Annotated in this window: 23 protein-coding genes; 15 read left to right on the forward strand and 8 right to left on the reverse strand. The window is 70.6% G+C overall.

Annotation, left to right across the window (positions count from 1 at the left end; translation table 11 throughout):
- Positions 1 to 2: 2 nt before the first annotated feature.
- On the forward strand, positions 3 to 908 hold the full coding sequence (locus tag ACGFNN_RS22805) for an oxygenase MpaB family protein (RefSeq protein WP_393558391.1): 906 nt from the start codon (positions 3 to 5) through the stop codon (positions 906 to 908).
- Between the two features lie 104 nt (positions 909 to 1,012).
- On the opposite strand, the gene ACGFNN_RS22810 is transcribed toward ACGFNN_RS22805, so the two are convergent.
- On the reverse strand, positions 1,013 to 1,612 hold the full coding sequence (locus ACGFNN_RS22810; RefSeq protein ID WP_393558392.1) for a class I SAM-dependent methyltransferase: 600 nt from the start codon (positions 1,610 to 1,612) through the stop codon (positions 1,013 to 1,015).
- A gap of 161 nt (positions 1,613 to 1,773) precedes the next feature.
- Between ACGFNN_RS22810 and ACGFNN_RS22815 the strand changes: the two genes are divergently transcribed.
- From ACGFNN_RS22815 to ACGFNN_RS22855, 9 genes are all read left to right on the forward strand, one after another.
- Positions 1,774 to 2,568: an MHYT domain-containing protein gene (locus tag ACGFNN_RS22815; protein ID WP_393558393.1), complete on the forward strand. Its 795-nt coding sequence runs from the start codon at positions 1,774 to 1,776 to the stop codon at positions 2,566 to 2,568.
- A gap of 77 nt (positions 2,569 to 2,645) precedes the next feature.
- Positions 2,646 to 5,216 (forward strand): nitrate- and nitrite sensing domain-containing protein, encoded by a 2,571-nt coding sequence (locus ACGFNN_RS22820; RefSeq protein WP_393558394.1) that lies wholly within the window; start codon positions 2,646 to 2,648, stop codon positions 5,214 to 5,216.
- Positions 5,213 to 5,650 carry a roadblock/LC7 domain-containing protein gene (locus ACGFNN_RS22825; protein WP_393558395.1) on the forward strand — a complete coding sequence of 146 codons (438 nt, stop codon included), beginning with the start codon at positions 5,213 to 5,215 and terminating at the stop codon, positions 5,648 to 5,650. The genes ACGFNN_RS22820 and ACGFNN_RS22825 overlap by 4 nt, the downstream gene beginning before the upstream one ends.
- Positions 5,651 to 5,663: 13 nt before the next feature.
- Positions 5,664 to 6,137 carry a DUF742 domain-containing protein gene (locus ACGFNN_RS22830; RefSeq protein WP_393558397.1) on the forward strand — a complete coding sequence of 158 codons (474 nt, stop codon included), beginning with the start codon at positions 5,664 to 5,666 and terminating at the stop codon, positions 6,135 to 6,137.
- 174 nt (positions 6,138 to 6,311) lie between these two features.
- Positions 6,312 to 6,947: an ATP/GTP-binding protein gene (locus ACGFNN_RS22835; RefSeq protein WP_393558398.1), complete on the forward strand. Its 636-nt coding sequence runs from the start codon at positions 6,312 to 6,314 to the stop codon at positions 6,945 to 6,947.
- A gap of 177 nt (positions 6,948 to 7,124) precedes the next feature.
- On the forward strand, positions 7,125 to 7,535 hold the full coding sequence (locus ACGFNN_RS22840) for a roadblock/LC7 domain-containing protein (protein WP_393558400.1): 411 nt from the start codon (positions 7,125 to 7,127) through the stop codon (positions 7,533 to 7,535).
- A 106-nt stretch (positions 7,536 to 7,641) separates the two neighbouring features.
- Entirely contained in the window at positions 7,642 to 8,640 is a 999-nt protein-coding gene (locus ACGFNN_RS22845; RefSeq protein ID WP_393558402.1) for a DUF6397 family protein, read from the forward strand.
- Positions 8,634 to 9,122 carry a GNAT family N-acetyltransferase gene (locus ACGFNN_RS22850; protein WP_393558404.1) on the forward strand — a complete coding sequence of 163 codons (489 nt, stop codon included), beginning with the start codon at positions 8,634 to 8,636 and terminating at the stop codon, positions 9,120 to 9,122. Before ACGFNN_RS22845 ends, ACGFNN_RS22850 begins: the two co-directional genes overlap by 7 nt.
- A gap of 199 nt (positions 9,123 to 9,321) precedes the next feature.
- A complete protein-coding gene (locus ACGFNN_RS22855) occupies positions 9,322 to 9,951 on the forward strand; it encodes an LAETG motif-containing sortase-dependent surface protein (RefSeq protein WP_393558406.1) in 630 nt (209 codons plus the stop codon).
- A 145-nt stretch (positions 9,952 to 10,096) separates the two neighbouring features.
- Here the strand turns inward: ACGFNN_RS22855 and ACGFNN_RS22860 are convergent, their stop codons facing one another.
- Positions 10,097 to 12,181, reverse strand: coding sequence for a SpoIIE family protein phosphatase (locus tag ACGFNN_RS22860; protein ID WP_393558408.1), 2,085 nt, complete (start codon positions 12,179 to 12,181; stop codon positions 10,097 to 10,099).
- Positions 12,182 to 12,359: 178 nt separating this feature from the next.
- On the opposite strand from ACGFNN_RS22860, the gene ACGFNN_RS22865 reads away from it, so the two are divergent.
- Entirely contained in the window at positions 12,360 to 13,418 is a 1,059-nt protein-coding gene (locus tag ACGFNN_RS22865; RefSeq protein WP_393558410.1) for an enoyl-CoA hydratase/isomerase family protein, read from the forward strand.
- Positions 13,419 to 13,570: 152 nt separating this feature from the next.
- Here the strand turns inward: ACGFNN_RS22865 and ACGFNN_RS22870 are convergent, their stop codons facing one another.
- The 3 genes from ACGFNN_RS22870 to rhaI all read right to left on the reverse strand — a co-directional run bounded on the left by ACGFNN_RS22870 (position 13,571) and on the right by rhaI (position 18,411).
- Positions 13,571 to 15,052: a rhamnulokinase family protein gene (locus ACGFNN_RS22870; protein WP_393558412.1), complete on the reverse strand. Its 1,482-nt coding sequence runs from the start codon at positions 15,050 to 15,052 to the stop codon at positions 13,571 to 13,573.
- A 79-nt stretch (positions 15,053 to 15,131) separates the two neighbouring features.
- Complete coding sequence (locus tag ACGFNN_RS22875) at positions 15,132 to 17,177, reverse strand: bifunctional aldolase/short-chain dehydrogenase (protein WP_393558414.1); 2,046 nt, start codon at positions 17,175 to 17,177, stop codon at positions 15,132 to 15,134.
- Between the two features lie 67 nt (positions 17,178 to 17,244).
- Complete coding sequence (gene rhaI, locus ACGFNN_RS22880; RefSeq protein ID WP_393558416.1) at positions 17,245 to 18,411, reverse strand: L-rhamnose isomerase; 1,167 nt, start codon at positions 18,409 to 18,411, stop codon at positions 17,245 to 17,247.
- Between the two features lie 325 nt (positions 18,412 to 18,736).
- Here rhaI and ACGFNN_RS22885 point away from each other — a divergent pair, with 325 nt between their 5' ends.
- Positions 18,737 to 19,369, forward strand: coding sequence for an ArsR/SmtB family transcription factor (locus ACGFNN_RS22885; RefSeq protein ID WP_393558462.1), 633 nt, complete (start codon positions 18,737 to 18,739; stop codon positions 19,367 to 19,369).
- A 129-nt stretch (positions 19,370 to 19,498) separates the two neighbouring features.
- On the opposite strand, the gene ACGFNN_RS22890 is transcribed toward ACGFNN_RS22885, so the two are convergent.
- Positions 19,499 to 19,726: a hypothetical protein gene (locus tag ACGFNN_RS22890; RefSeq protein ID WP_365098186.1), complete on the reverse strand. Its 228-nt coding sequence runs from the start codon at positions 19,724 to 19,726 to the stop codon at positions 19,499 to 19,501.
- 84 nt (positions 19,727 to 19,810) lie between these two features.
- Positions 19,811 to 20,290 (reverse strand): hypothetical protein, encoded by a 480-nt coding sequence (locus ACGFNN_RS22895; RefSeq protein WP_393558418.1) that lies wholly within the window; start codon positions 20,288 to 20,290, stop codon positions 19,811 to 19,813.
- Between the two features lie 126 nt (positions 20,291 to 20,416).
- On the opposite strand from ACGFNN_RS22895, the gene ACGFNN_RS22900 reads away from it, so the two are divergent.
- A complete protein-coding gene (locus ACGFNN_RS22900; protein ID WP_393558420.1) occupies positions 20,417 to 21,283 on the forward strand; it encodes a pentapeptide repeat-containing protein in 867 nt (288 codons plus the stop codon).
- A 51-nt stretch (positions 21,284 to 21,334) separates the two neighbouring features.
- On the opposite strand, the gene ACGFNN_RS22905 is transcribed toward ACGFNN_RS22900, so the two are convergent.
- Complete coding sequence (locus ACGFNN_RS22905) at positions 21,335 to 21,847, reverse strand: SRPBCC family protein (protein ID WP_393558422.1); 513 nt, start codon at positions 21,845 to 21,847, stop codon at positions 21,335 to 21,337.
- A gap of 264 nt (positions 21,848 to 22,111) precedes the next feature.
- Here ACGFNN_RS22905 and ACGFNN_RS22910 point away from each other — a divergent pair, with 264 nt between their 5' ends.
- Both ACGFNN_RS22910 and ACGFNN_RS22915 read left to right on the forward strand, forming a co-directional pair.
- Positions 22,112 to 22,663 (forward strand): GH25 family lysozyme, encoded by a 552-nt coding sequence (locus ACGFNN_RS22910; protein WP_393558464.1) that lies wholly within the window; start codon positions 22,112 to 22,114, stop codon positions 22,661 to 22,663.
- A gap of 166 nt (positions 22,664 to 22,829) precedes the next feature.
- Positions 22,830 to 23,158: cbb3-type cytochrome c oxidase subunit I (locus tag ACGFNN_RS22915; RefSeq protein WP_393558424.1), on the forward strand; the 329-nt coding region annotated here is incomplete at its 3' end.

The raw sequence follows: 23,158 nt of genomic DNA on the forward strand, positions 1-23,158 counted from the left end.
GCATGACGAAGAGGTACGAGCGGCTGAAGGAGATCCAGCGCCTGGACCCCGAGAGGGACTTCCTGGAGATCTACCGGCTCACCGTGACCTGTGAATTCCCCTGGGACATCACCCGCGCCCTCGAACTCGCCCTGTACCGCACCTACGCGGTACCCAGCATCGGCCGACTGCTGGCGGAGACGGCGGAACTGACAGAACGTTCACAGAAGAGATACGACGACACCGCACTGCTTCTCGACGCCGTCGTCGAGCACGGCTTCGAGGGCGAGCGGGGCCGCACCGCCATCCGGCGGATCAACGCGATGCACCGCAGCTACGACATCAGCAACGACGACATGCGCTACGTCCTGTGCACCTTCGTCGTCACCCCCAAGCGCTGGCTCGACGTCTACGGCTGGCGGAAACTCTCGGACCACGAACTCCGGGCGTTCGCCGCGTACTACCGCACGCTCGGTGCCCGGATGGGTATCCAGGACCTGCCGACGACGTACGACGACTTCGAGCGGTTCCTGGACGACTACGAGGACGAGCACTTCGGCTGGGACGCAGGCGCGCGAGCCGTCTCCGACGCCACACTGGCGCTGATGGGCTCGTGGTACCCGCGCCCGCTCGCCCCCGTCGTGCGCCGGGCGAGCCTCGCGCTTCTCGACGACTCGCTGTTGCGCGCTTTCCGCTACGACCACCCCGGACGGGTGACCCGCGGCCTGACCCGTGGAGCGCTGCGGCTGAGGGCACGTGCCGTGCGACTCCTGCCTCCGCGCACCACACCCCACTACGCCCGCCAGAACCCTGAGATCAAGGGCTATCCGCAGGGGTACGACGTCGCGGACCTCGGCACGTTCCCCACGCCAGGTGTCGGAGGCTGCCCCGTACCGCACCGGCGTTCGACCGGTGCGTCCGCCGACTGAACCGCCGGCAGACTCCACAGCCCGGCACGCCTCCCGCGCGACTCAGCCGGCCCTGAGTCGGCAGTCAGCCGCCGGCCGAGGCGACACGCCTGCCGGTGCGCGGCTCAGCCGGTACGCACGGCCAGCACCAGGAACCTGCTCTCCTCGTCGATGTAAGCGGTCCTGCGCCAGCCCGCCCGAGCCAGCAGCGGGGTGAGACGGGGCTCCGCCCTGAGATCGTCCTCGGCCGGAGACCGGCCGTGCCGCGCCGCGAGAACGGCACGGCCGACCGGATGGAACAGGGCCAGCCGGCCGCCGGGGCGAACCGCGCGTGCCAGCTCCCGCAAGTCCCGTGCCGGATCCGGGAGATGCGAGATCAGTCCGGCCGCGAACACGGCGTCCAGGGCTCCGGTACGCAGCGGGAGCCGTCCGACGTCCGCCAGCAGCAGTGCACCACAGGCATGCCTGCCCGCGCCCCGGGCGGCGTCCAGCATGGCGGGCGTCAGATCGGCGCCGATCACGCGGCCGCCGGTTCCCACCGCCGTGCGCAGGGCCGGCATCGCACGCCCCGTTCCGCACCCCGCGTCGAGCACGGTGTCACCGGGCCGGAGCCCGAGCTCGGCCACCGCGGCGGCGTAGGCAGGCCCGTCGTCGGGAAACCGGCTGTCCCAGCCCGCCGCGCGCGGAGTGAAGAAGTCCTGTACGTGCGTGTCATCTTCGGCCATGGGAGACATGATCGCGCAGCCCGAACCCGAACGAAACGCTATGAAGCGGTGCACTCGTTCGAACGCATGCCGATCGATCGGGCGCCTCTCTCTGTCATCTCCCAACACCTTTCGAAATATGCCCTTGTCGTGCGCTTCGCGGAGGGCAGGCTCCCGGACCCATGGGACACCTGGACCACGCCACCTTCGGCTGGCTTACCCCCGTGCTGTCGTACGCGATGGCTTCGATCGGCGCCGCCCTCGGGCTGCGCTGTACCGTTCGCGCGCTCGGGGCCCATGGCCGCTCGCGCCGGAACTGGCTGCTCACCGCGGCATCCGCCCTCGGAACCGGGATCTGGACGATGCACTTCGTCGCCATGCTCGGCTTCGGGGTCACCGGCACCGACATCCGGTACGACGTGCCGCTCACCCTCCTCAGCCTCCTGGTCGCGATGCTGGTCGTGGGGGCGGGGGTCTTCACGGTCGGCTACGGCCGCAACCGCTCCGCCGCCCTGCTCGCCGGGGGCCTCACCACCGGTCTCGGCGTCGCCAGCATGCACTACCTGGGTATGGCGGCCCTGAGGCTCCACGGCACCGTCACCTACGACCCGCCGCTCGTCGCGGCCTCCGTCGGCATCGCGGTCGTCGCGGCCACCGCCGCCCTGTGGGCGGCCCTCAACATCAAGTCGCCCGGGGCCGTGGTTCTCGCCTCCCTCGTCATGGGCGCGGCGGTGAGCAGCATGCACTACACCGGGATGCTCGCCGTCGGTGTCCGGGTCGCGCCGTCCGGAGCCGCCCTGCCCGGGGCCACGGTGATGCAGTTCATCTTCCCGCTCGCCGTGGGGCTCGGCTCGTACCTCTTCCTCACCTCGGCATTCGTCGCTCTTTCCCCGGCCGCGAGGTCGCACCCGGCCGAGGCCGGGCCGTCCGCTCCGGGCGGGGTTCTCGCTCGGCGTGAGAGGGCCGTGGCCTCCTGAGCACCACAGGCCCCGCGCCGGGCCGTCCAGCAGACAGCTTCCGGGGCAGAGCGCTCCCCATCCGGAACGAGGAGGCCATGCGCACATCCCGCACCACGACCCCGGATCCCGGCTCACCTGCCGACGGGTCCGTGACCCAGCCGCGCGGCCGACGCGCGCACGCCGGACCGCCGGCGGACGAGGGCCCAGGCCCCGGGCAGGAGCCGTACGCGGCCGCCGAGCTCACGCCGACCCACGCCTCGCTGCGCCCCAGGACGGTGCGGGCGAAGATCATCTCCTTGCTGATGGTCCCGGTCGTCTCCCTGCTGGCACTGTGGGGCTTCGCCACCGTGACCACCGCCCAGGACGTGGCTCGCGGGCGTGATGCCCAGCGCGTGGAGAACACGGTCCTGGCACCCGTCGCCTCCGCCGTCGAGGCGCTGCAGGGCGAACGCACCGCCGCTGCGCGACAGCAGGCCGAACCGGGCGACGACCACGCCGCCGAACTCGAACAACGGGTGACCCGGACGGATGCCGCGCTGGACGCCCTGCGGCTGGGAGAGGACCACAGCGTCGCGGACGCGGGTTTCCTCCCGGCCGAGGCGGCCGCCCGGCTCACCTCTTTCCTGGACCGCACGCGGGACCTGCGCCCTCTGCGCACCCGGCTCCTGGAAGCGCGGGGTGCGGACAAAGGCGCGTCGACGGGTACGGACACCGCCTACACCCGCTACACCGAGGCCATCGAGGCCGCGCTCGGAGTCCCCGGGGCCCTGAGCGGGGCCCGGGAATCCGGCACCGGCTCCAGCGCCCGCGTCCTGCTCGAACTGACCCGCAGCGGGGAGATGCTGGCCCGCGAGGAGTCCCTGCTCGCCTCCGCCACCCTGACCGGCACCATGAACGATGAGCAACTGGGCTTCTTCGCCGCGTCCGTGGCGAGCCGCCGCGTGCTGGCCGAAGCGGCTGGGGCCGATGTGCCCGGCGCCGGACGGGCGGCATGGCGCGGACTCGCCGGCAGCGGCGCCTACCGAAGGCTCCAGGCGGCCGAGGACGCGGTGCTGGCCGCACCGCCCGGCCGCCGCGCGGCGGCAGCCGTCTCCGCGGAGGACTGGGAGCGTGATGCCAGAGCCGTCCAGAAGGAACTGCGTTCCGTCGGGCGGGAGTCCGAGGCCCGCGCAGCCGACGACGCCGGCCCCTTCACCCACGCGCTGTTCAGCCCTTCCGGCGCGGCCGTACTCCTCGGATTCCTCGCCGTGGCCGCCTCACTGCTGATCTCCGTCCGGATCGGCCGGGCGCTCGTCGTCGAGCTCGTCGGCCTCCGGGACAGTGCCCTGGAGATCGCGCGGCACAAACTTCCCCATGCCATGCGCAGGTTGCGTGCCGGGGAGGAGATCGACGTACGGGCGGAGGCACCCTTGGGCCGCACGTCGCACGACGAGATCGGGCAGGTGGGCGAAGCCCTGGACTCCGTGCACCGCGCGGCGCTCGACGCGGCCGTGGAACGCGCCGAACTGGCCGGAGGCATCTCCGGTGTGTTCGTCAACCTGGCACGGCGCAGCCAGGTCCTCGTCCACCGCCAACTGGCCCTCCTCGACGGCATGGAACGGCGCGCCGACGACCCGGGCGAACTCGGCGACCTCTTCCGCCTCGACCACCTCACCACCCGCATGCGCAGACACGCGGAGAGCCTGATCATCCTCTCGGGCGCGGCCCCCGGACGCGCCTGGCGGATGCCTGTGCCCCTCACCAACGTCGTGCGCGCGGCGGTCTCCGAGATCGAGGACTACGCACGGGTCGAGGTGAGGCCGCTGCCGGACGCCGCGGTCAAGGGCGTGGCGGTCGCCGACCTCACCCACCTGCTGGCCGAACTCGTCGAGAACGCCGCACAGTTCTCCCCGCCCCACACCAAGGTGCGGATCAGCGGCGAACCGGTGGGCAACGGGTACGCCCTGGAGATCGAGGACCGGGGCCTCGGGATGGGCAAGGAGCTCCTGGACGAGGCCAACCGGCGTGTCGCGCAGTCCGACACGCTCGATCTCTTCGACAGCGACCGCCTCGGCCTCTTCGTGGTCAGCAGGCTGTCCGCCCGCCACCAGATCAAGGTCCACCTGCGGACCTCCGCCTACGGCGGAACGACCGCCGTGGTGCTCCTTCCGACCGCGCTGCTGCGTGTCGGTCCCCCTGAGGGCTCGACCCCGGTGTCCGACACGGAGGAGGTCACGACGGCCGTGGTCAGGGAGGGCCGCGGCTCCGCGGCTGACCCACGCGCCACCGCGTTCCCCGCACCTGTCGCCGTCCCTGCCCTCGAACCGCGCGAAGCGCGGCAACCGTCCGGCGAACCGACGAGGCCCCGGCCGGCCCAGCCCGTGACCCCGATACACCGGCATGCGCGCCCCGCCGAGGACGACGGTCCCCTGCCCCGTCGGATCCGTCAGGCCAGTCTCGTCCCGCAACTCCGTGAACAACGGCGCTCGGAGGAGACCTGTCCGAATCAGGGGGAGCCGGGCACACCGGCCGAACGCACGCCCGAAGTGGCGCGCGCCCGAATGACCGCCTACCGCGACGGGTGGGTGCGCGGAGGAGGCGCCTTGCCCGGGGACGGCACCCGGCCACGCACGGCATCCGCTGCCACGGCACCCGTAAGCCCGCACACCGAAGGAGACCCGGCATGATCGTGAACCAGAGGTCCGGAAGGGCGTCCAGCCGCTCCGGTGAACTCGACTGGCTCCTCGACGACCTGGTCGCACGCGTCACCGAGATCCGCCACGCCGTCGTCCTGAGCAACGACGGGCTCGCCGTGGGCGCGTCCGACGCACTGAGCCGCGAGGACGCCGAACACCTCGCAGCAGTGGCATCGGGCTTCAACAGCCTGGCGAAGGGAACAGGCAGGCACTTCGGGGTCGGCGGCGTACGCCAGACCATGGTCGAGATGGACGGCGGCTTCCTCTTCGTCGTCGCAGCCGGGGACGGCTCCTGCCTCACCGTTCTGAGCACGGCGCTGGCCGACATCGGCCTGGTGGCCTACGAGATGGCGCGCCTGGTCAAGCGCGTCGGGGAGCATCTGGCCACTCCGGTCAGGCTCGCCGGGCCACCGGCGGCGGGCTGAGGAAGGCACACGCATGAGCGAGGGCGGACCGCCGTTCGACGGCGTGTTTCCACGGCCGCCGGGTGGTGGGTACGGTGCCGGCGCGACGACAGGTCCCGAGACTGCCGAACCGGTCGGCAGTCAGTGGTACGACGCCGAAGCGGGCCCACTGGTCAGGCCCTATGCGGTCACCGGCGGCAGGACGGAGGGAACCGGCGGTGTCCGATTCGATCTGATCGCCCTCGTGGTGGCCGAGAGCGGTGAGGACGACCAGGGCGACGCGCTGCTGGGGCCCGAACACCGGTACCTGCTCTCGCTGTGCCGCGCGGAGGCCCAGTCGGTGGCCGAACTCTCCGCAGAGGCCGACCTGCCCGTCGGGGTGGTCCGGGTACTGCTCGGTGACCTCCTCGAAGCAGGATGCGTACGGGTCAGCATGCCTGTTCCCCCCGCGCATCTGCCCGACGAACGCATCCTGCGCGAGGTGATCGACGGCCTCCGGGCGCTCTGAGCGCACCGGCTGTGATCGCGCGCCCCACGCATTCGCACAGGAAAGAGAACGGGTCCGGGCGCGGAGCGAATTCCTTCGGACAGATCCGTGGGAATCCGTTCACCGTCCACGGGGACCCGCCGCTGATTGTCATGCTGTCGCCCCTACCGATGGCCTTCCCGGAAGAAGTGGTCGATGTCGTCCGAGCACCTGCACAGCACGGTTGAGGAAGAGCCCGTGGAATCCGGCGCGCTCGCCCTGAAGATATTGGTGGCCGGTGGATTCGGGGTCGGAAAGACGACCCTCGTAGGCGCGGTGAGCGAGATCAGGCCGCTGCGGACCGAGGAACTGCTCAGTGAGGCGGGCGAGTCCGTCGACGACACCGACGGTGTGGCCCAGAAGACGACCACGACGGTCGCCATGGACTTCGGCAGGATCACCATCCGCTCGGGCCTGTCGCTCTATCTGTTCGGCACCCCCGGACAGGACCGCTTCTGGTTCCTGTGGGACGAGCTCTCCCAGGGAGCGCTCGGAGCCGTCGTCCTGGCCGACACGCGCCGGCTGGAGGACTGCTTCCCCGCGGTGGACTACTTCGAGCACCGGCGCATCCCCTTCGTCGTTGCAGTCAACTGCTTCACAGGCGCCCGCACGTACGCCGAGGAGGATGTCTCACGCGCACTGGACCTCGACAGCGGCACCCCTGTCGTCCTGTGTGACGCGCGTGACCGCGACTCGGGGAAGGAGGTGCTGATCCGCATGGTCGAATACGCCGGGCGGATGCACACCGCGCGGCTCCTCGACTCCGTCGGCCAGGGCGCGGGATCCGCGTGACAGCCGTGAGCGCGCACAGGAACCCGCTCCGGAAGCGTGCGCGGGACGCCGGCTCCGGGGCCGCCGGAGGGTGGCGAGAAGCAACGCCTCCCGGGTGGGGAGGCGCTTGCCCGCAGGGAAGGCGTGCGCAAGGCTGGCGCGGGACGCGGGGAACAGATGATCGGGGAGGACGCACACATGGCGCTGGAACGGGGACTTGACTGGCTCCTCGACGATCTGACCGGGAGGGTCGAGCACATCCGGCATGCCCTGGTCCTGTCGAACGACGGGCTGGTGACCGGGGCCAGCACGAGCCTGGCACGGGAGGACGCCGAACACCTGGCAGCGGTCTCCTCAGGGCTGCAGAGCCTGGCCCGCGGATCAGGCCGGCACTTCGGGGCAGGCCGCGCCCGACAGACCATGGTGGAGTTCGACGAGGCCTTGCTCTTCGTGACGGCGGCGGGGGACGGCAGTTGTCTGTGCGTTCTGAGCGCCGCCGAGGCGGACGTGGGGCAGGTGGCTTATGAGATGACCCTTCTGGTCAACCGGGTCGGCGAACACCTCGGCGTCGCCACCCGGCAGGGCGTCGACCGGCTCGGTCGGCTCTGACCTGCGCTTTCCTCGCCCTGGAGGGGTTTTCCACAGGCTCCACGAGATTCGCTCCACCCGGCTACGTTGGTTGCACTCGGTAACCGGCTCACGGGGGGAGTGGAACATGAACGTTTCCGAGGCCAGTCGAGTGGGCTGCTCCGGCACGTCCGCGCGAGAGTGGGTGTCGGCGGGGCGAGCGGCAGCGGAGCTCGCGCTGAAGCACGAAGAGGTCGACCTCGCCGTCCACCTGGGCCTGATCGACGCGGGTCCGGTGGTGGGAGCCGCACGCCCGCCCGTCCACCGGAGCGAGATCGACCGGCTACGTGCGCAACCGGGATTCCCGGAGCAGTTGAAGGAGCGGGTGCGGACCGTCGGCACGGCGGAAGGCGCCTCACTCCTGCGTACCGACGCGGCGCGCTTCACCGCACTGGCACGTGCCGGGTACCTGCCGCCGGTGGCGTTCCACCTGAATCGACGTCGGACCGTCGTCTGGCTCCATCTGGCGGAGGAACTACGCGACTTCGCCGCCCGGGAGCCTGATCTGCCGACGGGGTGGATGACCCGGAGGACGCGGACGCGGGGAACCGACCTTCGCGCGCGGAACTGGCGTTCCCGCAGGATCCAACGGCTGCTGGGGCGCGCTGCCGACCCGTGGGTGCGCGCGTCGCTCCAGGCATCCGCCCTGGCAGCCGTCCAGTTGGCCGAGGTGGTGGAAGACCCGTACGAGCGCGCCCACCTCGCCAGGGTACGGCCGCGAGCGCTCATCGGCCGCCCCGGGACGGTCGCCGGCCGCGAGGCCGAGGCGAGGATGATGCTGGCGGAAGACCCGGACGAAACCCACTGGCGCCGGGCGAATCTGACGCAGGAGCTCGACCGGGCGCGCGCGGCCGGACCCGCGCCCCGGCCCGGGGGCCTCCCCGCCGCCCGCCCGCCCAGGACACACGGCCTCGCCGTCGGTCCCGCGTTGTGCGGCCCGTCTCCGCGCGCCGCTCGTGCCCGCCCACCGGCTGGCCGGGTGCGAGGAGAGGAGAGCTGGCAGGCCGGGGCCGCGGACGCATGCCCGCCGGGACAGGTAAACGAATTGACGGGGGTGGCTCGCCGGGACATCTTGACCACATGCTGATCAGAGAAGCCGAAGCCGCGGACTGGCCCGCGATCTGGCCGTTCTTCCGGACCATCGTCGCGGCGGGCGAGACCTTCACCTATCCCTCTGACCTCGGTGAGAGCGAGGCCGCAGGATGGTGGCTCCTGCCGGCCCCCTCTCGCACGGTCGTCGCGGTCGACGATGCCGGTACGGTCCTGGGCACCGCGAAGATGAACAGGAACCACATGGGCAACGGCTCACACATCGCCAGCGCCAGTTACATGGTCTCCCCCGAGCACTCCGGCAAGGGGGTGGGGCGCGAACTGTGTGAGTACACCGTGGAATGGGCGCGTTCCTCGGGCTACCGCGCCATGCAGTTCAACGCGGTGGTGGAGACGAACACCCGCGCTGTGGGGCTCTACCGCTCCCTCGGCTTCGATGTGATCGGGACCCTGCCGGAGGGGTTCAACCATCCGACCGAGGGCTACGTCGGGCTGCACATCATGCACAAGCCCCTCTGAAGGGGACCGGCAGACACGGAACACGGAAGTGGGGGAGTGGCTTCCGGCCATCCTGAACTGTCCGGCATGTCACAAGTAGCGGCGATCTGGGCATGGTTGGTTCGACGTTGAATGTGGGGCGGGTGTGGCCCGCGGGGCGGCGGGCAGTACTGTGCGCCCCACCGCCATTCAGCGGTGAACTCATATGGAGGAAGAATCCATGACCATACCCAGGAGATCGTGGCGTGGCGCGGGAGCATTCGCGGCCGCCGCGGTTGTCGGCCTGGCGGGCGGAGTCATCTCCGCCGGCCCGGCCGCAGCTCACACCCCCACCTGGGCCGTGACCTGCTCCGAAGTGACGCTCAACCTGACGGCCTACAACCCCGGCGTCACCAACGAGGTGACGGTCTCGATCGTGGGCGGCGATGAGCTGCTTGCCACGACCAAGTTCGGCCGGGAGTACAAGACCGACAAGCCGCTCCAGCTCCCCGAGCACGACAAGGAGCTGACGGTTCACCTCGTCGTCAAGGCAGGCGACGGCGAGAACTACTCGAAGGACGACACGAAGATCGCGCCGGTCTGCGAAGGCGACACCCCGGAGCCGACGCCGACCGAGGCGAAGCCTTCCGAGAAGCCCAGCACCGAGCCGCCGACCTCTGCCCCCGAGCCGAGCGAGACCGCGACCGAGGCCGCGCCCGCACCGGCGGAGCCGAGCAGCGCCGCGCCGGACCTGGCCGAGACCGGTTCGTCGTCCGCCACGCCCGTCATCGGCGGAGCCGCACTCGCGGTTCTGCTCGCCGGCGGTGGCATCCTGTGGTCCGTCCGCAAGCGTCGCAGCGCCCAGCACTGACGCGTCCGACGCCCTCCGGTAACGGCGGTTGACACCGACGTACCGGACGGGGGTGCACCGCAAAGTCCCCGTTGCGGTTCACCCCCGCGGTGTCCGCCCGCCCTCGCGGCCACGAGTGCGTACACCCCGTGCACCGGCCCGCGGTTCAGGAGCCGGGCCCGATCTCGCACCACACCGCCTTTCCCTCACCGCGGGGTTCGATCCCCCAGCGCTCCGCCACTGCGTCGAGCAGGAGCAGACCACGGCCGGACGTCGAGGTCTCGCCAGGCGTCCGACGCCGTGGCCACGCACTCGACCTGTCCTGGACCGACAGCCTGATGCGTCTGACCGGCTCCGGCAGCACCTCCAGGGTCAGCACGGCCCCGCCCTCGGTATGCAGCAGGACGTTGACCAGCAACTCCCCGGTCACCAGCTCCGCGTCGTCCGCGAGCGTCGCGAGGTCCCAGTCCGCCAGTGCCTGACGGACGATCGACCGGGCCTCCGACAGTCCTTGCGGATCCGCCTGATGGATGTACTGATGGAGCCGCGGAGCACTCGGCGACCCGACGTCCGGACTGCGCCTCAGCACCAGCAGCGCGACGTCGTCCCCCGAACCCCACCGCTCCCACAGCCGGTCCGACAGATGGTCGGCGAGAGCCTCGGCACCGTCAGGACCCTCGCTCACCTCACGGATCAGGGCTGCGACACCGGCGTCCACATCGGCGCCCGGCTCCTCCACCAGGCCGTCGGTGTACAGCACCAGAGTCTCTCCGGGAACCAGATCGAGACGGGTCTCCGGAAACTCCTCGTCCTGGAAGTGCGTGGAGATGCCGAGTGGCATCCCCCCACGTACCTGCGGAACGCCGACCCGTCCGTCGGTGTGTCTGATCAGCGGCCCGAAGTGGCCGGCCCTGGCCACGCGTACCGCGCCGGTGGCGAGATCGACCTGCGCGTAGGTGGTCGTGGCGAACCGGTCGGTGTCCAGCTCCGCCAGGAACCGGGAGGCCCGCGCGAGTACCGTCGCCGGAGCATGGCCCTCGGCGGCGTACGCGCGCAGGGCGATCCGGAGCTGGCCCATGATCGCCGCGGCATGCGTGTCGTGCCCCTGCACATCGCCCACCACCACGCCGATCCGATGACGGGGCAGCGTGATCACGTCGTACCAGTCACCCCCGACCTCGCGCCCGCTCCACGCCGAGTGGTAGCGGACCGCGATCTCGCCGCCCTCGACCGCCTGGATGCGCCGCGGCAGCATCGCCGACTGGAGGCCGGTGGCGAATTCGCGCTCCTCGTCGAAAAGGATCGCCCGCTGCAGGGACTGGGCGACGATGGCCGCCAGGCCCAGGCAGAGGATCCTCTCGTCCGCGCTGAACGCGGTGCGCTCACGGTAGAACAGCGCGAGACCACCGATCGTGCGCGCCTGGGCGACCAGCGGCAGATACGCGACGGCGCGGAAATCCAGCTCGCCGGCGTGGGGTTCGAGCACGGGATAGCGCCGGACGAGCGAGGAGAGCGAGGTGATGAACCGTGGCCGCCCGCTGAGAACCGTGTCACCGAGAGGCAGCTCCGCGTCCAGCCGCCCGGAACCCAGACCCTCGCGCGCCTCGACCGACTCACCGCTCAGCGCGATGATCCTCAGCCCGGAGTTCTCGACCAGGCCGAGAGCGAGCCCGTCCGCGCCGATCCCGACCAGCCCGCCCGGACCGGTGAGCGCCGCGATCACGTCGTCGACGGTGACAGCGCGTGACATCGCGGTCGTGGTGCGTTCCACGATGCCGGTCTGGCGCCGGCGCTTCTTTTCCAGATCCAGCACGAAGGCCGAATGGGTGACCTCGGCCGTCGCGTCCCGCACCACGCCGATGACACGGAGCGCCCGGCCGTCCCCCCTCCGCAGGATCCGCGCCTGCACATGGGTCCACTGACGGCTCCCGTCCTCCATCGGCACCTGGAAGTGGACACTGTAGGAGTCGCCGCCGCCCCAGACGGCCTCGTCGAGGGTGACGTCCAGGCGCGCCCGGTCCGCGTCGTCCAGGCGACCGGCCACGGTCGACGGCGACCCGTCGAACTGGGCCGGGTCCAAGCCGAAAACCAGCAGTCCCGCCTCGTCGATGTCCACCGTCCCGGCGTCCAGGTCCCATTCGAAACTGCCCGTCCGGTTCATGGCGAGGCGCTCGGACGTCCCGGTCCTGCCCCGGGCGGGCCGGGGCTGTGACGCAGGGTCGTCGTCTGCTCGCCGTGAAGAGTCGGTCATGCCTGCTCCGGAGGTTGTCCGGCGGGCGCGCCGGACGTCGCGGCCCGTAGGCCTCAATTGTCGAGCCCCAGATGCGCGAATGCCACAGCGCTGCGCCGCGGGACCCGGCGTGAGAGCCGCACGGCGACCGTCGCAGAATGGCACCCGGAGACCGTCCACGGCCGACCGGAGCGTACGCATGAACAACGACGAGCCCGTCCTTCTGCGCAGTGAGGGAAGTGTCCTGCGCATCACCCTCAACCGTCCACGGGCCCTGAACGCCCTCAACCACACCATGGTGCGCCGAGTCGGCGAAGCACTCACCCTGGCAGCCGCGGACGCCTCCGTCACCGCGGTCGTGCTCGACGGGGCGGGCGAACGCGGCCTCTGCGCGGGCGGTGACATCCGCTCTATCCACGAGGACGCCCACGCCGGTGGACGTGCCTCCGTCGGCTTCTGGCGTGACGAGTACATCCTCAACGCCCGGATCGCGGCGTTCCCGAAGCCGTACGTGGCGCTCATGGACGGCATCGTGATGGGCGGCGGCGTGGGTGTGTCGGCCCACGGCAACGTCCGTGTCGTCACCGAGCGCTCCCGTGTCGCGATGCCCGAGACCGGAATCGGCTTCGTCCCGGACGTCGGAGGCACCCACCTCCTGGCCCGTGCACCGGGGGAACTCGGGACCCACCTCGCCCTCACGGGCCGGGCCGTCGGCGCGGCCGACGCGCTCCTGTGCGGACTCGCCGACGAGTTCGTTCCCTCGGACCGGCTCACCGAGCTCACCGGCGCGCTCTCCCGCACCACGGGAGCCGACGAGGTGGCGGACACCGTGCGCCGGTACACGGAAGTCGCCCCGGGCGGAGAACTCAGCGGCGGGCGGGAGTGGATCGACGCCTGCTACACCGCCGGCACCGTAGAGGAGATCATCGACCGGCTGGAGAACAGCGGAGTGCCCGAGGCGAAGGAGACCGCGGCCACCCTGCTCACCCTGTCGCCCACCGCGCTCAAGGTCACTCTGGCCGCCGTGCGCCGGGCAAGGGGCCTCGGCAGTCTCGAAGCGGTCCTCGACCAGGAGTTCCGGGTCTCCTGCCGTGCCTTCGCCGGACACGACCTGGTGGAGGGCGTGCGTGCCCGGATCATCGACAAGGACCGGACGCCTCACTGGAGCCCGGCCAGGCTCGAGGACGTCACCGAGGCCGACGTTGCCCGTCACTTCGAGCCGCTCGGCGATCAGGAGCTGGGGCTGTCGGCGGCCTGACCCGGACGTCCCGGCCGACGCCTTGCCGTCCGGAGCGCCATCGCCGCCGCACAATTCTTCCGTCCCACGTACGGTTCGCCCGTCCCGCGCACGGTCCGTCCCGCGCACGGTTCGCCCGCCCGAGTGGAGGGCGGGCGAACCGTACGGGCCGCTCACACCCGCACGGCCAGGCGTCCGGCGGCCCTGTCCCACGCGGCGGCGTCGCCCTGCGGGGTGTAGTGACGCAGACCCTGGGTGCGTGCCACCAGCCCCCGCATGTCGGGCAACCCGCCGACCAGCCCCCGCGCCCGTGCCTGCAGCAGCACATTCCCCAGAGCGGTCGCCTCGGCAGGGCCCGCGGTGACAGGCAGTCCCGTCGCGTCCGCCGTCCACTGACACAGCAGCTCGTTGCGCGAACCACCACCTACCAGATGGACCCGGGTGAGATCGCGGCCGGCCAGGGCAGCCGCCTCACGCAGCGTCCTGCGATGCGCCAGGGCGAGACTCTCCAGCACGCACCGCACATAGGCACCCGGTCCGTCCGGCGGGGCCTGCCCGGTCCTCGCGAGCGCCGCGTCGATCCGCGCCGGCATGTCACCCGGTGCCAGGAACACAGGATCGTCGGGATCGATGACCGCTGCGAACGGCCGGGAACGCGCCGCGTCCGCCAGAAGACCGGCGAGGTCCGTCGCGATGCCGTCGCGCTCCCAGGTGCGGCGGCACTCCTCCAGCAGCCACATCCCCATGATGTTGCGGAGGTAGCGCATGGTCCCGTCCACACCCCGCTCGTTGGTGAAGTTCGCCGTCCTCGACTCCTCGGTCAGCACCGGCGCGTCCAGTTCGAGCCCCGCCAGCGACCAGGTGCCGCACGACACGTACGCGAATCCCGGCTCCGTGGCGGGAACCGCCGCCACCGCCGACGCCGTGTCGTGCGAGGCGACCACCGTCACCGGGGTGTCCGACGGCAGGCCGGTGTACGAGGCCACATGGGGCAACAGAGTGCCCGCGAGCTCACCCGGCCGGCGCAGGACGGGGAACAGCGAGCGGTCCAGGCCCAGTCGGCCGATGAGCGACTCCGACCAGCGACCGGTACGCGCGTCGAGCAGACCCGTCGTCGACGCGTTCGTCTCCTCCGCACCCACCGAGCCCGTGAGCCAGTACACGAGCAGATCAGGCATCAGCAGCGCGGTCCGGGCAGCCGCCCACTGGGCGGTGGAGCGATGCGCGGCGAGCTGGAAGACCGTGTTGAAGGGCAGGTGCTGAAGCCCGTTGGTGCCGTACAGCTCCTCGGCACCGAAGCGGCCGAGGACCTCCTGCGCCGCCGCGGCGTTACGGCGGTCGCGGTAGTGAAAGGGAAGACCGAGGAGGGAGCCGTCCGAGTCCAGAAGGCCGTAGTCCACGGCCCACGTGTCGATGCCCACCGAGGCGATGGGGCCGAGCCGCGCCGCGGAGCGCAGGCCTTCCAGCATGCCCTGGTGGAGGGCGAGCACGTCCCAGCGGAGCCCGTCGGCCAGTTCGACCGGGGTGTTGGCGAAGCGGTGCACCTCGTTCAGCACCAGGGTCTCGGGGCCGACCCGTCCGGTGATGACCCGGCCGCTCGTGGCACCCAGATCCACTGCGGCGAAAACCGGATCGTGCGGGGAAGTCGTAGGCATGGCAATCTCATCCGATCAAGGCGGAGCCGCGCCCCGGGCCTCTGTGACGGAGCCTGGGGCGCGGCCGGGTGGCACGGCGTCAGCGCAGGAAGGCCGCCGCCACACCGGCGTCGACGGGAATGTGGAGGCCGGTGGTGTGGGTGAGGTCCCCACCCGTCAGCGCGAAGACGGCGTTCGCGACATGCTCCGGCAGGACCTCGCGCTTGAGGATGGTGCGCTGGGCGTAGAACTCGCCGAGCTTCTCCTCCTCGATGCCGTAGGTCGCCGCGCGCTGGGCTCCCCATCCGGCCGCGAAAATGCCGGAGCCCCGGACCACCCCGTCGGGATTCACCCCGTTCACCCGGATGCCGTGCTCCCCGAGTTCGGCGGCCAGCAGACGGACCTGGTGCGCCTGATCGGCCTTGGTCGCCGAGTAGGCGATGTTGTTCGGACCCGCGAAAACGGCGTTCTTCGACGCGATGTAGACGATGTCGCCGCCGAGGTTCTGCGACCGCATCATCCGCGCCGCCTCGCGCGACACCAGGAAGGAACCGCGCGCCATGATGTCGTGCTGCAGGTCCCAGTCCCGGGCCGTGGTCTCCAGCAGGGGCTTGGAGATGGAGATCCCGGCGTTGTTCACGACCAGGTCCACGCCGCCGAAGGCCAGCGCGGCGGCCTCGAAAGCCTCCACGATGCCGTCCTCGGAGGTGACGTCCACGGACACGGCAACGGCCTTGTCCGGACCCCCGAGCTCCTCGGCGACCGCCGCGGCGTTGTCGGTGTTCAGGTCCGCGACGACGACGCACGCGCCCTCGGCGACGAGCCGGTGGGCGATGGCCTTGCCGATGCCGGACCCGGCGCCGGTGACCAGGGCAACCCTCGTGGCCAGCGCCTTCGGCTTGGGCATGCGGCGCAGCTTGGCCTCTTCGAGCTCCCAGTACTCGATGCGGAACTTCTCGGACTCCTCGATCGGGGCGTAGGAGGAGACTGCCTCGGCCCCACGCATCACGTTGATCGCGTTGAGGTAGAACTCCCCGGCGACCCGGGCGGTCTGCTTGTCCTTGCCGTACGAGAACATTCCCACCCCCGGTACCAGCACGATCGCGGGGTCGGCGCCGCGCATCTCCGGCGAGTCGGGCGTGGCGTGACGTCCGTAGTACGAGCGGTACGCCTCCCGGTACTCCTCGTGCAGCACCCGGAGCCGGGCCACCGCCTCCTCAAGGGGAGCGTCGGCCGGCAGATCGAGGACCAGCGGGCTGACCTTGGTGCGCAGGAAGTGGTCGGGGCAGGACGTGCCGAGCGCGGCCAGGCGAGGGTGCTCGGCACGGGACAGGAAGTCGAGCACGGGCGCCGCGTCGGTGAAGTGCCCCACCTGGGGGCGGTCCGTGGACGCCAGTCCGCGGATCACCGGGGCGAGGGCCGCGGCCCGCTCCCGGCGGACGCTCTCCTCAAGGGCCTCCCGGCCCGGGAGGACGGGACCGAAGGGTTCGGCCCGCCCGCGCTCCTCGAGGAAGGTCTCGGCCGTGCGGATCATCCAGAGGGCGTTGCGTTCGCATTCCTCGGACGTGTCTCCCCACGCGGTGATGCCGTGGCCGCCGAGGATCACTCCGACGGCCCGCGGGTTGGCCTCCTTGACCGCCGCGATGTCGAGACCGAGCTGGAAGCCCGGCCGGCGCCAGCCCACCCAGGCGACCTTGTCGCCGAAGCACTCAGCCGTCAGCTTCTCACCGTCGGCGGCGCAGGCCAGGGCGATCCCCGAGTCGGGGTGGAGATGGTCCACGTGCGCTGCCTCCACCAGGGCGTGCATCGCCGTGTCGATCGACGGCGCCGCGCCTCCCTTGCCGTGCAGGCAGTAGTCGAACGCCGGGACCATCTCGTCCTCGCGCTCCACCCCCGGGTAGACGTCCTTGAGCGCACGTACCCGGTCCAGCCGGAGCACGGCGAGCCCGGCCTCGGTGAGCGTCCCCAGGTCGCCGCCCGATCCCTTGACCCAGAGCAGTTCGGCCTCGCCGCCGGTGACCGGATCGGTCTCCGTCGCCTTGGCGGAGGTGTTTCCCCCCGCGTAGTTGGTGTTGCGGGGATCGGAGCCGATCCGGTGGGCGCGCTCGAGGAGCGCGGCGACCTCGCGGTGCGTCGCGGACGTCATGACGTTTCCTTCGATGAAGAGGACGGGCGGGTGAGGCCGGCGTGTGCCGGGGCGACGGAGCGGGGGATCAAGCTCCCCAGCCCGCCTGGTCGCCGCCGACGCGGTCCGCGGCGATCCGCGCCTGGTTTCCGGATGCGAGGTAGGCCGCGAACGGGTCGCGGGCCAGCCCGAGTTCCTCACGGACATCGGCGAGAAGCGGCCGAACGTCCGTGTTGAACGCGTCCATCAGCACCCCGTTCGCCGCGAGGACGTCACCGGATCGCTGCGCGTCGGCCAAGGCGTCGGCGTCGATCAGCAGGGCCTTGGCCGTGGCCTCCTGGACGTTGGTGACCGAGCGGATGACGGCGGGGATCTTCGCTTCGATGTTGTGGCACTGGTCGAGCATGAAGTTGACGTTGGTCCCGGGTTCGAGGCCGCCGTTCTTGGCGACCTCGTGCATGATCCGGAACAGCTGGAACGGGTCCGCGGCGCCCGCCATCAGGTCGTCGTCCGCGTAGAACCGGGAGTTGAAGTCGAAGGCTCCGAGCTTCCCCTCACGCAGGAGGAACGCCACGATGAACTCGATGTTGGTGCCCGGTGCGTGGTGCCCGGTGTCGACGACGACCTGCGCCTTCGGCCCGAGCTTGAGGCAGTGGGCGTACGAGGTACCCCAGTCGGGGACGTCGGTGGTGTAGAAGGCCGGTTCGAACAGCTTGTACTCCAGCAGCATCCGCTGGTCGTCCCCGAGCCGTTCGTACACCTCGGCGAGGGCCTCGGCCAGCCGGTCCTGGCGGCCGACGATGTCGTCCTGGCCCGGATAGTTGGTGCCGTCCGAGAACCACAGCTTGAGATCGGGCGAGCCCGTGGCATCCATGATGTCGACACATTCGAGCAGGTGGTCGGTGGCCTTGCGCCGGATCTTCGGATCAGGGTGGGTGACCGAGCCGAGCTTGAAGTCGTCGTCCTGGAAGACGTTGGAGTTGATCGCGCCGATCCTCAGCCCCAGGTCCCCGGCGTGGCCGGCCAGCGCCGCGTAGTCGTCCACCCTGTCCCAGGGGATGTGCAACGACACCTTGGGGGCGACCCCCGTGTAGGTGTGGACCTGCGCCGCGTCCGCCAGCTTCTCGAAGGGGTCGCGAGGCACCCCTGGCTGGGCGAAGACCTTGAAACGGGTCCCGGAGTTTCCGTACCCCCAGGACGGTGTCTCGATGACCTGGGACTTCAGAGCTGCCTTGACGGCCGACACATCAGACATGAACACCTCGTAAGCAGAGCATCCCGCGACCGGTCAGGATCGAGGATGTGAATCGTTTCATCCTGGGCGTACGCTAAGTTTTGCCCTTGTTGCCCGTCAAGGCGCCGGTAGGGATTTCCTCGCGATTTGAATCAATTCACCCTGCGATCAAGGTCTCCGTAGCGGGGTCTCTCCGGAGACAAGTGACCAGAAGGTCACTCACCTTGACGCATGGATGCCGTGTTCGAGGCTCTGGCCGACCCCACGAGGCGCGCCCTGCTGGACGAGCTGTTCCGTCAGGACGGGCAGACACTGAGCCCGCTTCGCCATCACGCGTTTCGCGGTGATGAAGCACCTCCGGACGCTGGAAGCGGCGGGTCTGGTCGTCACCCGGCGGCAGGGGAGGGAGAAGCTCCACTTTCTGAACCCGGTGCCCGTCCGGCTCGTCCACGACCGGTGGGTGAGCAAGTACGCGGAGCGCTGGGCCGCCGGGCTCAGCGATCTCAAGAGCCGGCTGGCGGCTCCCATGGAGAAGGTCTTCGAGATCTACATCCGCACCACCCCCGAGCGGCTGTGGGAGGCGATCACCGATCCTGACATCCGGAGCAGGTACAACTTCGGGGCTCGCGTCATCTCGGACTGGACCGAGGGTTCCCGCTTCGAGATGCGTGCCCCGGGCGCTCCCGGCCCGCTCGGCGAGGGGCGCAATCTGGAGGTGGATCCGCCGCGGAGGCTGGTCCAGAGCATGGTCGCGTCGTGGAGCGACGAGGTGAGGAGTGAAGGGCCGACCCGGGTCACCTGGGAGATCGAACCTGTCGGTGACTCCTGTCGGCTGACCGTCACCCACGGCGAGTTGCGTGAGGGAGCCTGCGAGGAGCTCTACGGCGGCTGGCCGATGATTCTCTCCGGTCTGAAGACCTGGCTGGAGACGGGGCAACTGCTCACCACACCCGGCTCCCTCATGTACGGCGGCCGGTGAACCCGGGCGGGCCACCCGGAGCTCCTCTTGGAAGGACTCCCGCGCAACACGGTGCCCCGGGCCGGTGCCGCCGGGGCGCTCACCTGCCGGAATCCGCCCCCTGCCCCGGGCGGGCGCCGCAGGGGGCCCTCACCTGCCGGAACCCGACATGCTCGGCTGCAACTCCCGCACGAGTGCGAAGAAGTGGTCCTCGTTGCCGGTGAGGCCGGCCCGGCGCAGTGCCTCGTCGGCCTCCTCCATCGGCGAGGTGAGAACCGGCATGTACAGCGGCGCGTCGTCCGGTGCGGCGAGCGCGGCCCTCGTGGCCGCCAGCAAGCGGATGTAGGCCTGTGCCGCGGCGACTTCGGCTTGGCGCATCTGAGCATCTCCCCCTCGAAGGTGTCGGACCGTCAAGCATCGCTCATGGGTCTGACAATTCCCGTCCGGCGCCGCCGAAGACCGTCAGGCGCGCACCCCGGGCGGCGGCTCGACCTCGAGGAACCGACGCCGACGGCGACCGCGGTACGACAGGACCGTCCAGCCCAGCATCCGCAGCGTGGTCCCACAGCCTCCCAGCGCCCCCTCCTCGTCATGGGCCGCGCCGCTGCCGTGAGCTCCGGCCCACTCGACCCTCACCGAGCCCGGCGCCTCGCCCTCGGACACGCGGTACCCCGTGCGGGCACGCTCTCCTGACGCTGCGACGGCGGAGGCCGGGAACCCCGCCGCTTCCAAGGCCAGAGCCACCGCCCTCAGCGGCCGGTGGCGCTCCCACGGGGCGGGCACGCCTTCGGGATCGGTGTGTTCCGTGCCGGTCAGCCGCCTGATCTGCAGCATCCCCTCGAAGGCGGCGCGCACCTCCCGGGCCCGCTCCTCCGCCGTACCACCGAGCACGGGACCGTCACCGGTGGCCGGCTCGAATCCGCTGTCCTGTGGCGTTCCCATCTGCTGCCCCCTTCACCGGCTCCCGCTCTCCAGGCCAAGTGTGGGCCCGGGCGCCGACAGCCGGGCCTGGCTCCGCCGAACTGTCATAGGGTTGGTCCGCGAACCGACTCCGGAGGACTCCGAATCTTGCCCGACGAACAAACGGCCCTGCCTGCCGCCGGTGACCTGCGTGCCGGTCTGCGTGCCGACTGCGCGAACTGCTTCGGCCTCTGCTGCGTCGCGCTCACCCTCACCGCGTCGTCGGACTTCGCGATCGACAAGGCAGCGGGCGCTCCCTGCCCCAACCTGGCCGACGACCACCGTTGCGGGATACACAACCGGCTTCGTCGCGAGGGCTTCTCCGGCTGTGTGGTGTACGACTGCCAGGGTGCGGGACAGAAGGTCTCCCAGGTGGCCTACGAGGGCCGGGACTGGAGATCGGCACCGGAGAACGCCCGGCAGATGTTCCAGGTGTTCCCTGTCGTACGCCAGCTTCACGAACTTCTCTGGTATCTCTCCGAGGCCCTGACCTTTCCAGCCGCGGCGGAACTCCACGCCGGCCTCCGCGACGTCCTGGCCGAGACCGAGGCGCTCACCCGCCTTCCCCCCGGAGATCTCGCGGCGCTCGACGTTCCCGCTCACCGGGCCAAGGCGGCGGATCTGTTCCTGCGAGCCGGTGCGCTTCAACGCGCCACCGTGACACGGCGCGGGAAGCGCGGCCGGCGGGGCACCGACCTCATGGGCGCCCGCCTCCAGGGGGCGGATCTGCGCGGAGCCGAACTGCGGGGCGCCTGGCTCATCGCCGCCGATCTGCGCCGGGCGGACCTCCGCGAGGCCGAACTCATCGGAGCCGACCTGCGTGACGCGGACCTGTCCGGAGCGGACCTCTCGAGCGCTCACTTCCTCACCCAGTCACAGGTGAACGCCGCCAAGGGGGATGCCGCCACGAAGCTCCCGGCCTTTCTGACCCGGCCGGAGCACTGGGCCGGGAGGCGGCCGTCCGGGCGCTCATGAACTCGTCCTCACCGGATCCGAGCGCCGCTCCCACCGGCCCGGACGCCGTCCTCAATCGTCTTGGCCGCCCTGCTCCAGCGCCTTCTTGAGGCGTTCCAGCGTCGTGCGGATGTTCCCGCGCTGGAACTCCGCGAAGGTGTGGCCCCGTGTGGCCACCCGATCGAACGCGTTCGCGACCACATCGGGCCATGCCCGTCGGTTGTCCGTCCAGGTCTCCGTGACCAGGGTGCAGCCGTCCACCTGCTCGAAGCGGTACTCCCAGTTCGCGATGGCGCCGGGAAGCCGCGGCCGCCGGACCCCGATCGCGTGCACGCGAAAGGCGAACCGTCGACCAGGTTCCGCGGCGGTGACCGTGCAGCGTGTCGTCCAGCGGAAGGAGCCGCGCTTGTTCCGGCCTTCGAAGACCATGCCGACGTGAGCTCCCCGACGCCCTCCGAGCACCCTTGCTCCGCGGTTCTCCGGGCTCCAGCGCCCCATCGCGGTGGGGTCGCTCACCTGCTCGTACACGGCCGAGGGCTCGGCACGGATCAGAACCGTGTCCGACACGGACATGGTGCGTGGCATGGCAGGTGCTCCTCGTCATCGGGCCCCGGACGCCTGGGGACCAGGTGTGCCGGTCATGGCTGAACGTTCGATGCTGCGCGGTACGCCGGACAGTGTGGCCCACGGCCGACCCCGCCCGGGTAGCCGGTACCCGGGAAGCCCGTGACCATGACTCGTCCGGTACGGCGAATCGGTTCAGCAGGGGAGTGGCGGATGGGACGACCCGAGGTGGGCAGCCATTGCGGAGACAAGCGGAACGCTATGCCCCACTTGGAGGTGGTGCCCGTGCTGCACGGCGTCGATGTGAGTGCCTTCCAGACGGACTTCGACACGGACGGACTGGATTTCGTCTTCGTCAAGGCGACCGAAGGCCGCTCCTACGTCAATCCGAAGCTCAAGAGCCAGGTGAAGCGGGTGAGGGACTCCGAGTGCGTCCTGGGCTTCTACCACTTCCTCTGGCCCGGACACGCGAAGCAACAAGCCGAGTACTTCCTCGACCACGCCGGGGCCGAGGAGGGTGACCTGCTCGCCGTCGACTGGGAGCAGACCGGTGAGGGGACGCGTGCGAGCAGCGCGGACAAGGACCGCTTCATCCGCGAGGTGAAGAGACTGAGGCCGAGCCACCGCGTCCTGCTCTACTGCAACCGCACCTTCTGGCTCGACCACGACACGAGCTCGTACGCGGGCGACGGGCTCTGGATCGCCGACTACGGCAAGGCGGCGGCGCCGCGTATCGAGGCTGCCTGGCGCATCCACCAGTACACGGACCACCCGCTCGACAAGAACGTCGCCGACTTCCCCGACCGGCAGTCCTTGCGCTCCTGGGCCACGAGTTGAACGGACGGGCCTGTCGCGTCAAGGCCGAGGCCGCGCTTGTCGGCCAGTGGAGTGTCCTTTGTCGACCACTGGTGCACGGCGCACGGAGATGACCTGCGGTGCTCCCGCGGGGAGTCCATCCTGGTCGCCGAGTCCGCAATCGGCCGTCGACCGAAGGAGTGCAGCAGTGACGACGAGGGGCCCCTCACTATCGGCGGAAGCCGATGTCGCCTACCAGGACGAACTGCCTGTCCGGCGCCGGCAGCCGGGGAACGTGGTCATCAGGTGGCTGACCACCACCGACCACAAGACCATCGGCACGCTCTACCTGAGCACCTCGTTCGCCTTCTTCCTGGTCGGCGGCATCCTGGCCCTCGTCATGCGTGCCGAGCTGGCCCGTCCGGGCGGCCAGATCGTCTCCAACGAGCAGTTCAACCAGGCGTTCACGATGCACGGCACGATCATGCTGCTGATGTTCGCGACGCCGCTGTTCGCAGGGTTCGCGAACTGGATCAT

The sequence above is a fragment of the Streptomyces sp. NPDC048590 genome (assembly GCF_043199535.1).
Classification (GTDB): domain Bacteria; phylum Actinomycetota; class Actinomycetes; order Streptomycetales; family Streptomycetaceae; genus Streptomyces.

Coding starts and splice junctions, on each gene's coding strand:
- ACGFNN_RS22860 (WP_393558408.1), bottom strand. CDS start 12,181: ATGACCGACTCTTCACGGCGAGCAGACGACGACCCTGCGTCACAGCCC.
- ACGFNN_RS22830 (WP_393558397.1), top strand. CDS start 5,664: ATGAGCGAGGGCGGACCGCCGTTCGACGGCGTGTTTCCACGGCCGCCG.
- ACGFNN_RS22815 (WP_393558393.1), top strand. CDS start 1,774: ATGGGACACCTGGACCACGCCACCTTCGGCTGGCTTACCCCCGTGCTG.
- ACGFNN_RS22825 (WP_393558395.1), top strand. CDS start 5,213: ATGATCGTGAACCAGAGGTCCGGAAGGGCGTCCAGCCGCTCCGGTGAA.
- ACGFNN_RS22865 (WP_393558410.1), top strand. CDS start 12,360: ATGAACAACGACGAGCCCGTCCTTCTGCGCAGTGAGGGAAGTGTCCTG.
- ACGFNN_RS22850 (WP_393558404.1), top strand. CDS start 8,634: ATGCTGATCAGAGAAGCCGAAGCCGCGGACTGGCCCGCGATCTGGCCG.
- ACGFNN_RS22840 (WP_393558400.1), top strand. CDS start 7,125: ATGGCGCTGGAACGGGGACTTGACTGGCTCCTCGACGATCTGACCGGG.
- ACGFNN_RS22875 (WP_393558414.1), bottom strand. CDS start 17,177: ATGACGTCCGCGACGCACCGCGAGGTCGCCGCGCTCCTCGAGCGCGCC.
- ACGFNN_RS22890 (WP_365098186.1), bottom strand. CDS start 19,726: ATGCGCCAAGCCGAAGTCGCCGCGGCACAGGCCTACATCCGCTTGCTG.
- ACGFNN_RS22895 (WP_393558418.1), bottom strand. CDS start 20,290: ATGGGAACGCCACAGGACAGCGGATTCGAGCCGGCCACCGGTGACGGT.
- ACGFNN_RS22905 (WP_393558422.1), bottom strand. CDS start 21,847: ATGCCACGCACCATGTCCGTGTCGGACACGGTTCTGATCCGTGCCGAG.
- ACGFNN_RS22810 (WP_393558392.1), bottom strand. CDS start 1,612: ATGGCCGAAGATGACACGCACGTACAGGACTTCTTCACTCCGCGCGCG.
- ACGFNN_RS22870 (WP_393558412.1), bottom strand. CDS start 15,052: ATGCCTACGACTTCCCCGCACGATCCGGTTTTCGCCGCAGTGGATCTG.
- ACGFNN_RS22855 (WP_393558406.1), top strand. CDS start 9,322: ATGACCATACCCAGGAGATCGTGGCGTGGCGCGGGAGCATTCGCGGCC.
- rhaI (WP_393558416.1), bottom strand. CDS start 18,411: ATGTCTGATGTGTCGGCCGTCAAGGCAGCTCTGAAGTCCCAGGTCATC.
- ACGFNN_RS22845 (WP_393558402.1), top strand. CDS start 7,642: ATGAACGTTTCCGAGGCCAGTCGAGTGGGCTGCTCCGGCACGTCCGCG.
- ACGFNN_RS22885 (WP_393558462.1), top strand. CDS start 18,737: ATGAAGCACCTCCGGACGCTGGAAGCGGCGGGTCTGGTCGTCACCCGG.
- ACGFNN_RS22835 (WP_393558398.1), top strand. CDS start 6,312: ATGTCGTCCGAGCACCTGCACAGCACGGTTGAGGAAGAGCCCGTGGAA.
- ACGFNN_RS22820 (WP_393558394.1), top strand. CDS start 2,646: ATGCGCACATCCCGCACCACGACCCCGGATCCCGGCTCACCTGCCGAC.
- ACGFNN_RS22805 (WP_393558391.1), top strand. CDS start 3: ATGACGAAGAGGTACGAGCGGCTGAAGGAGATCCAGCGCCTGGACCCC.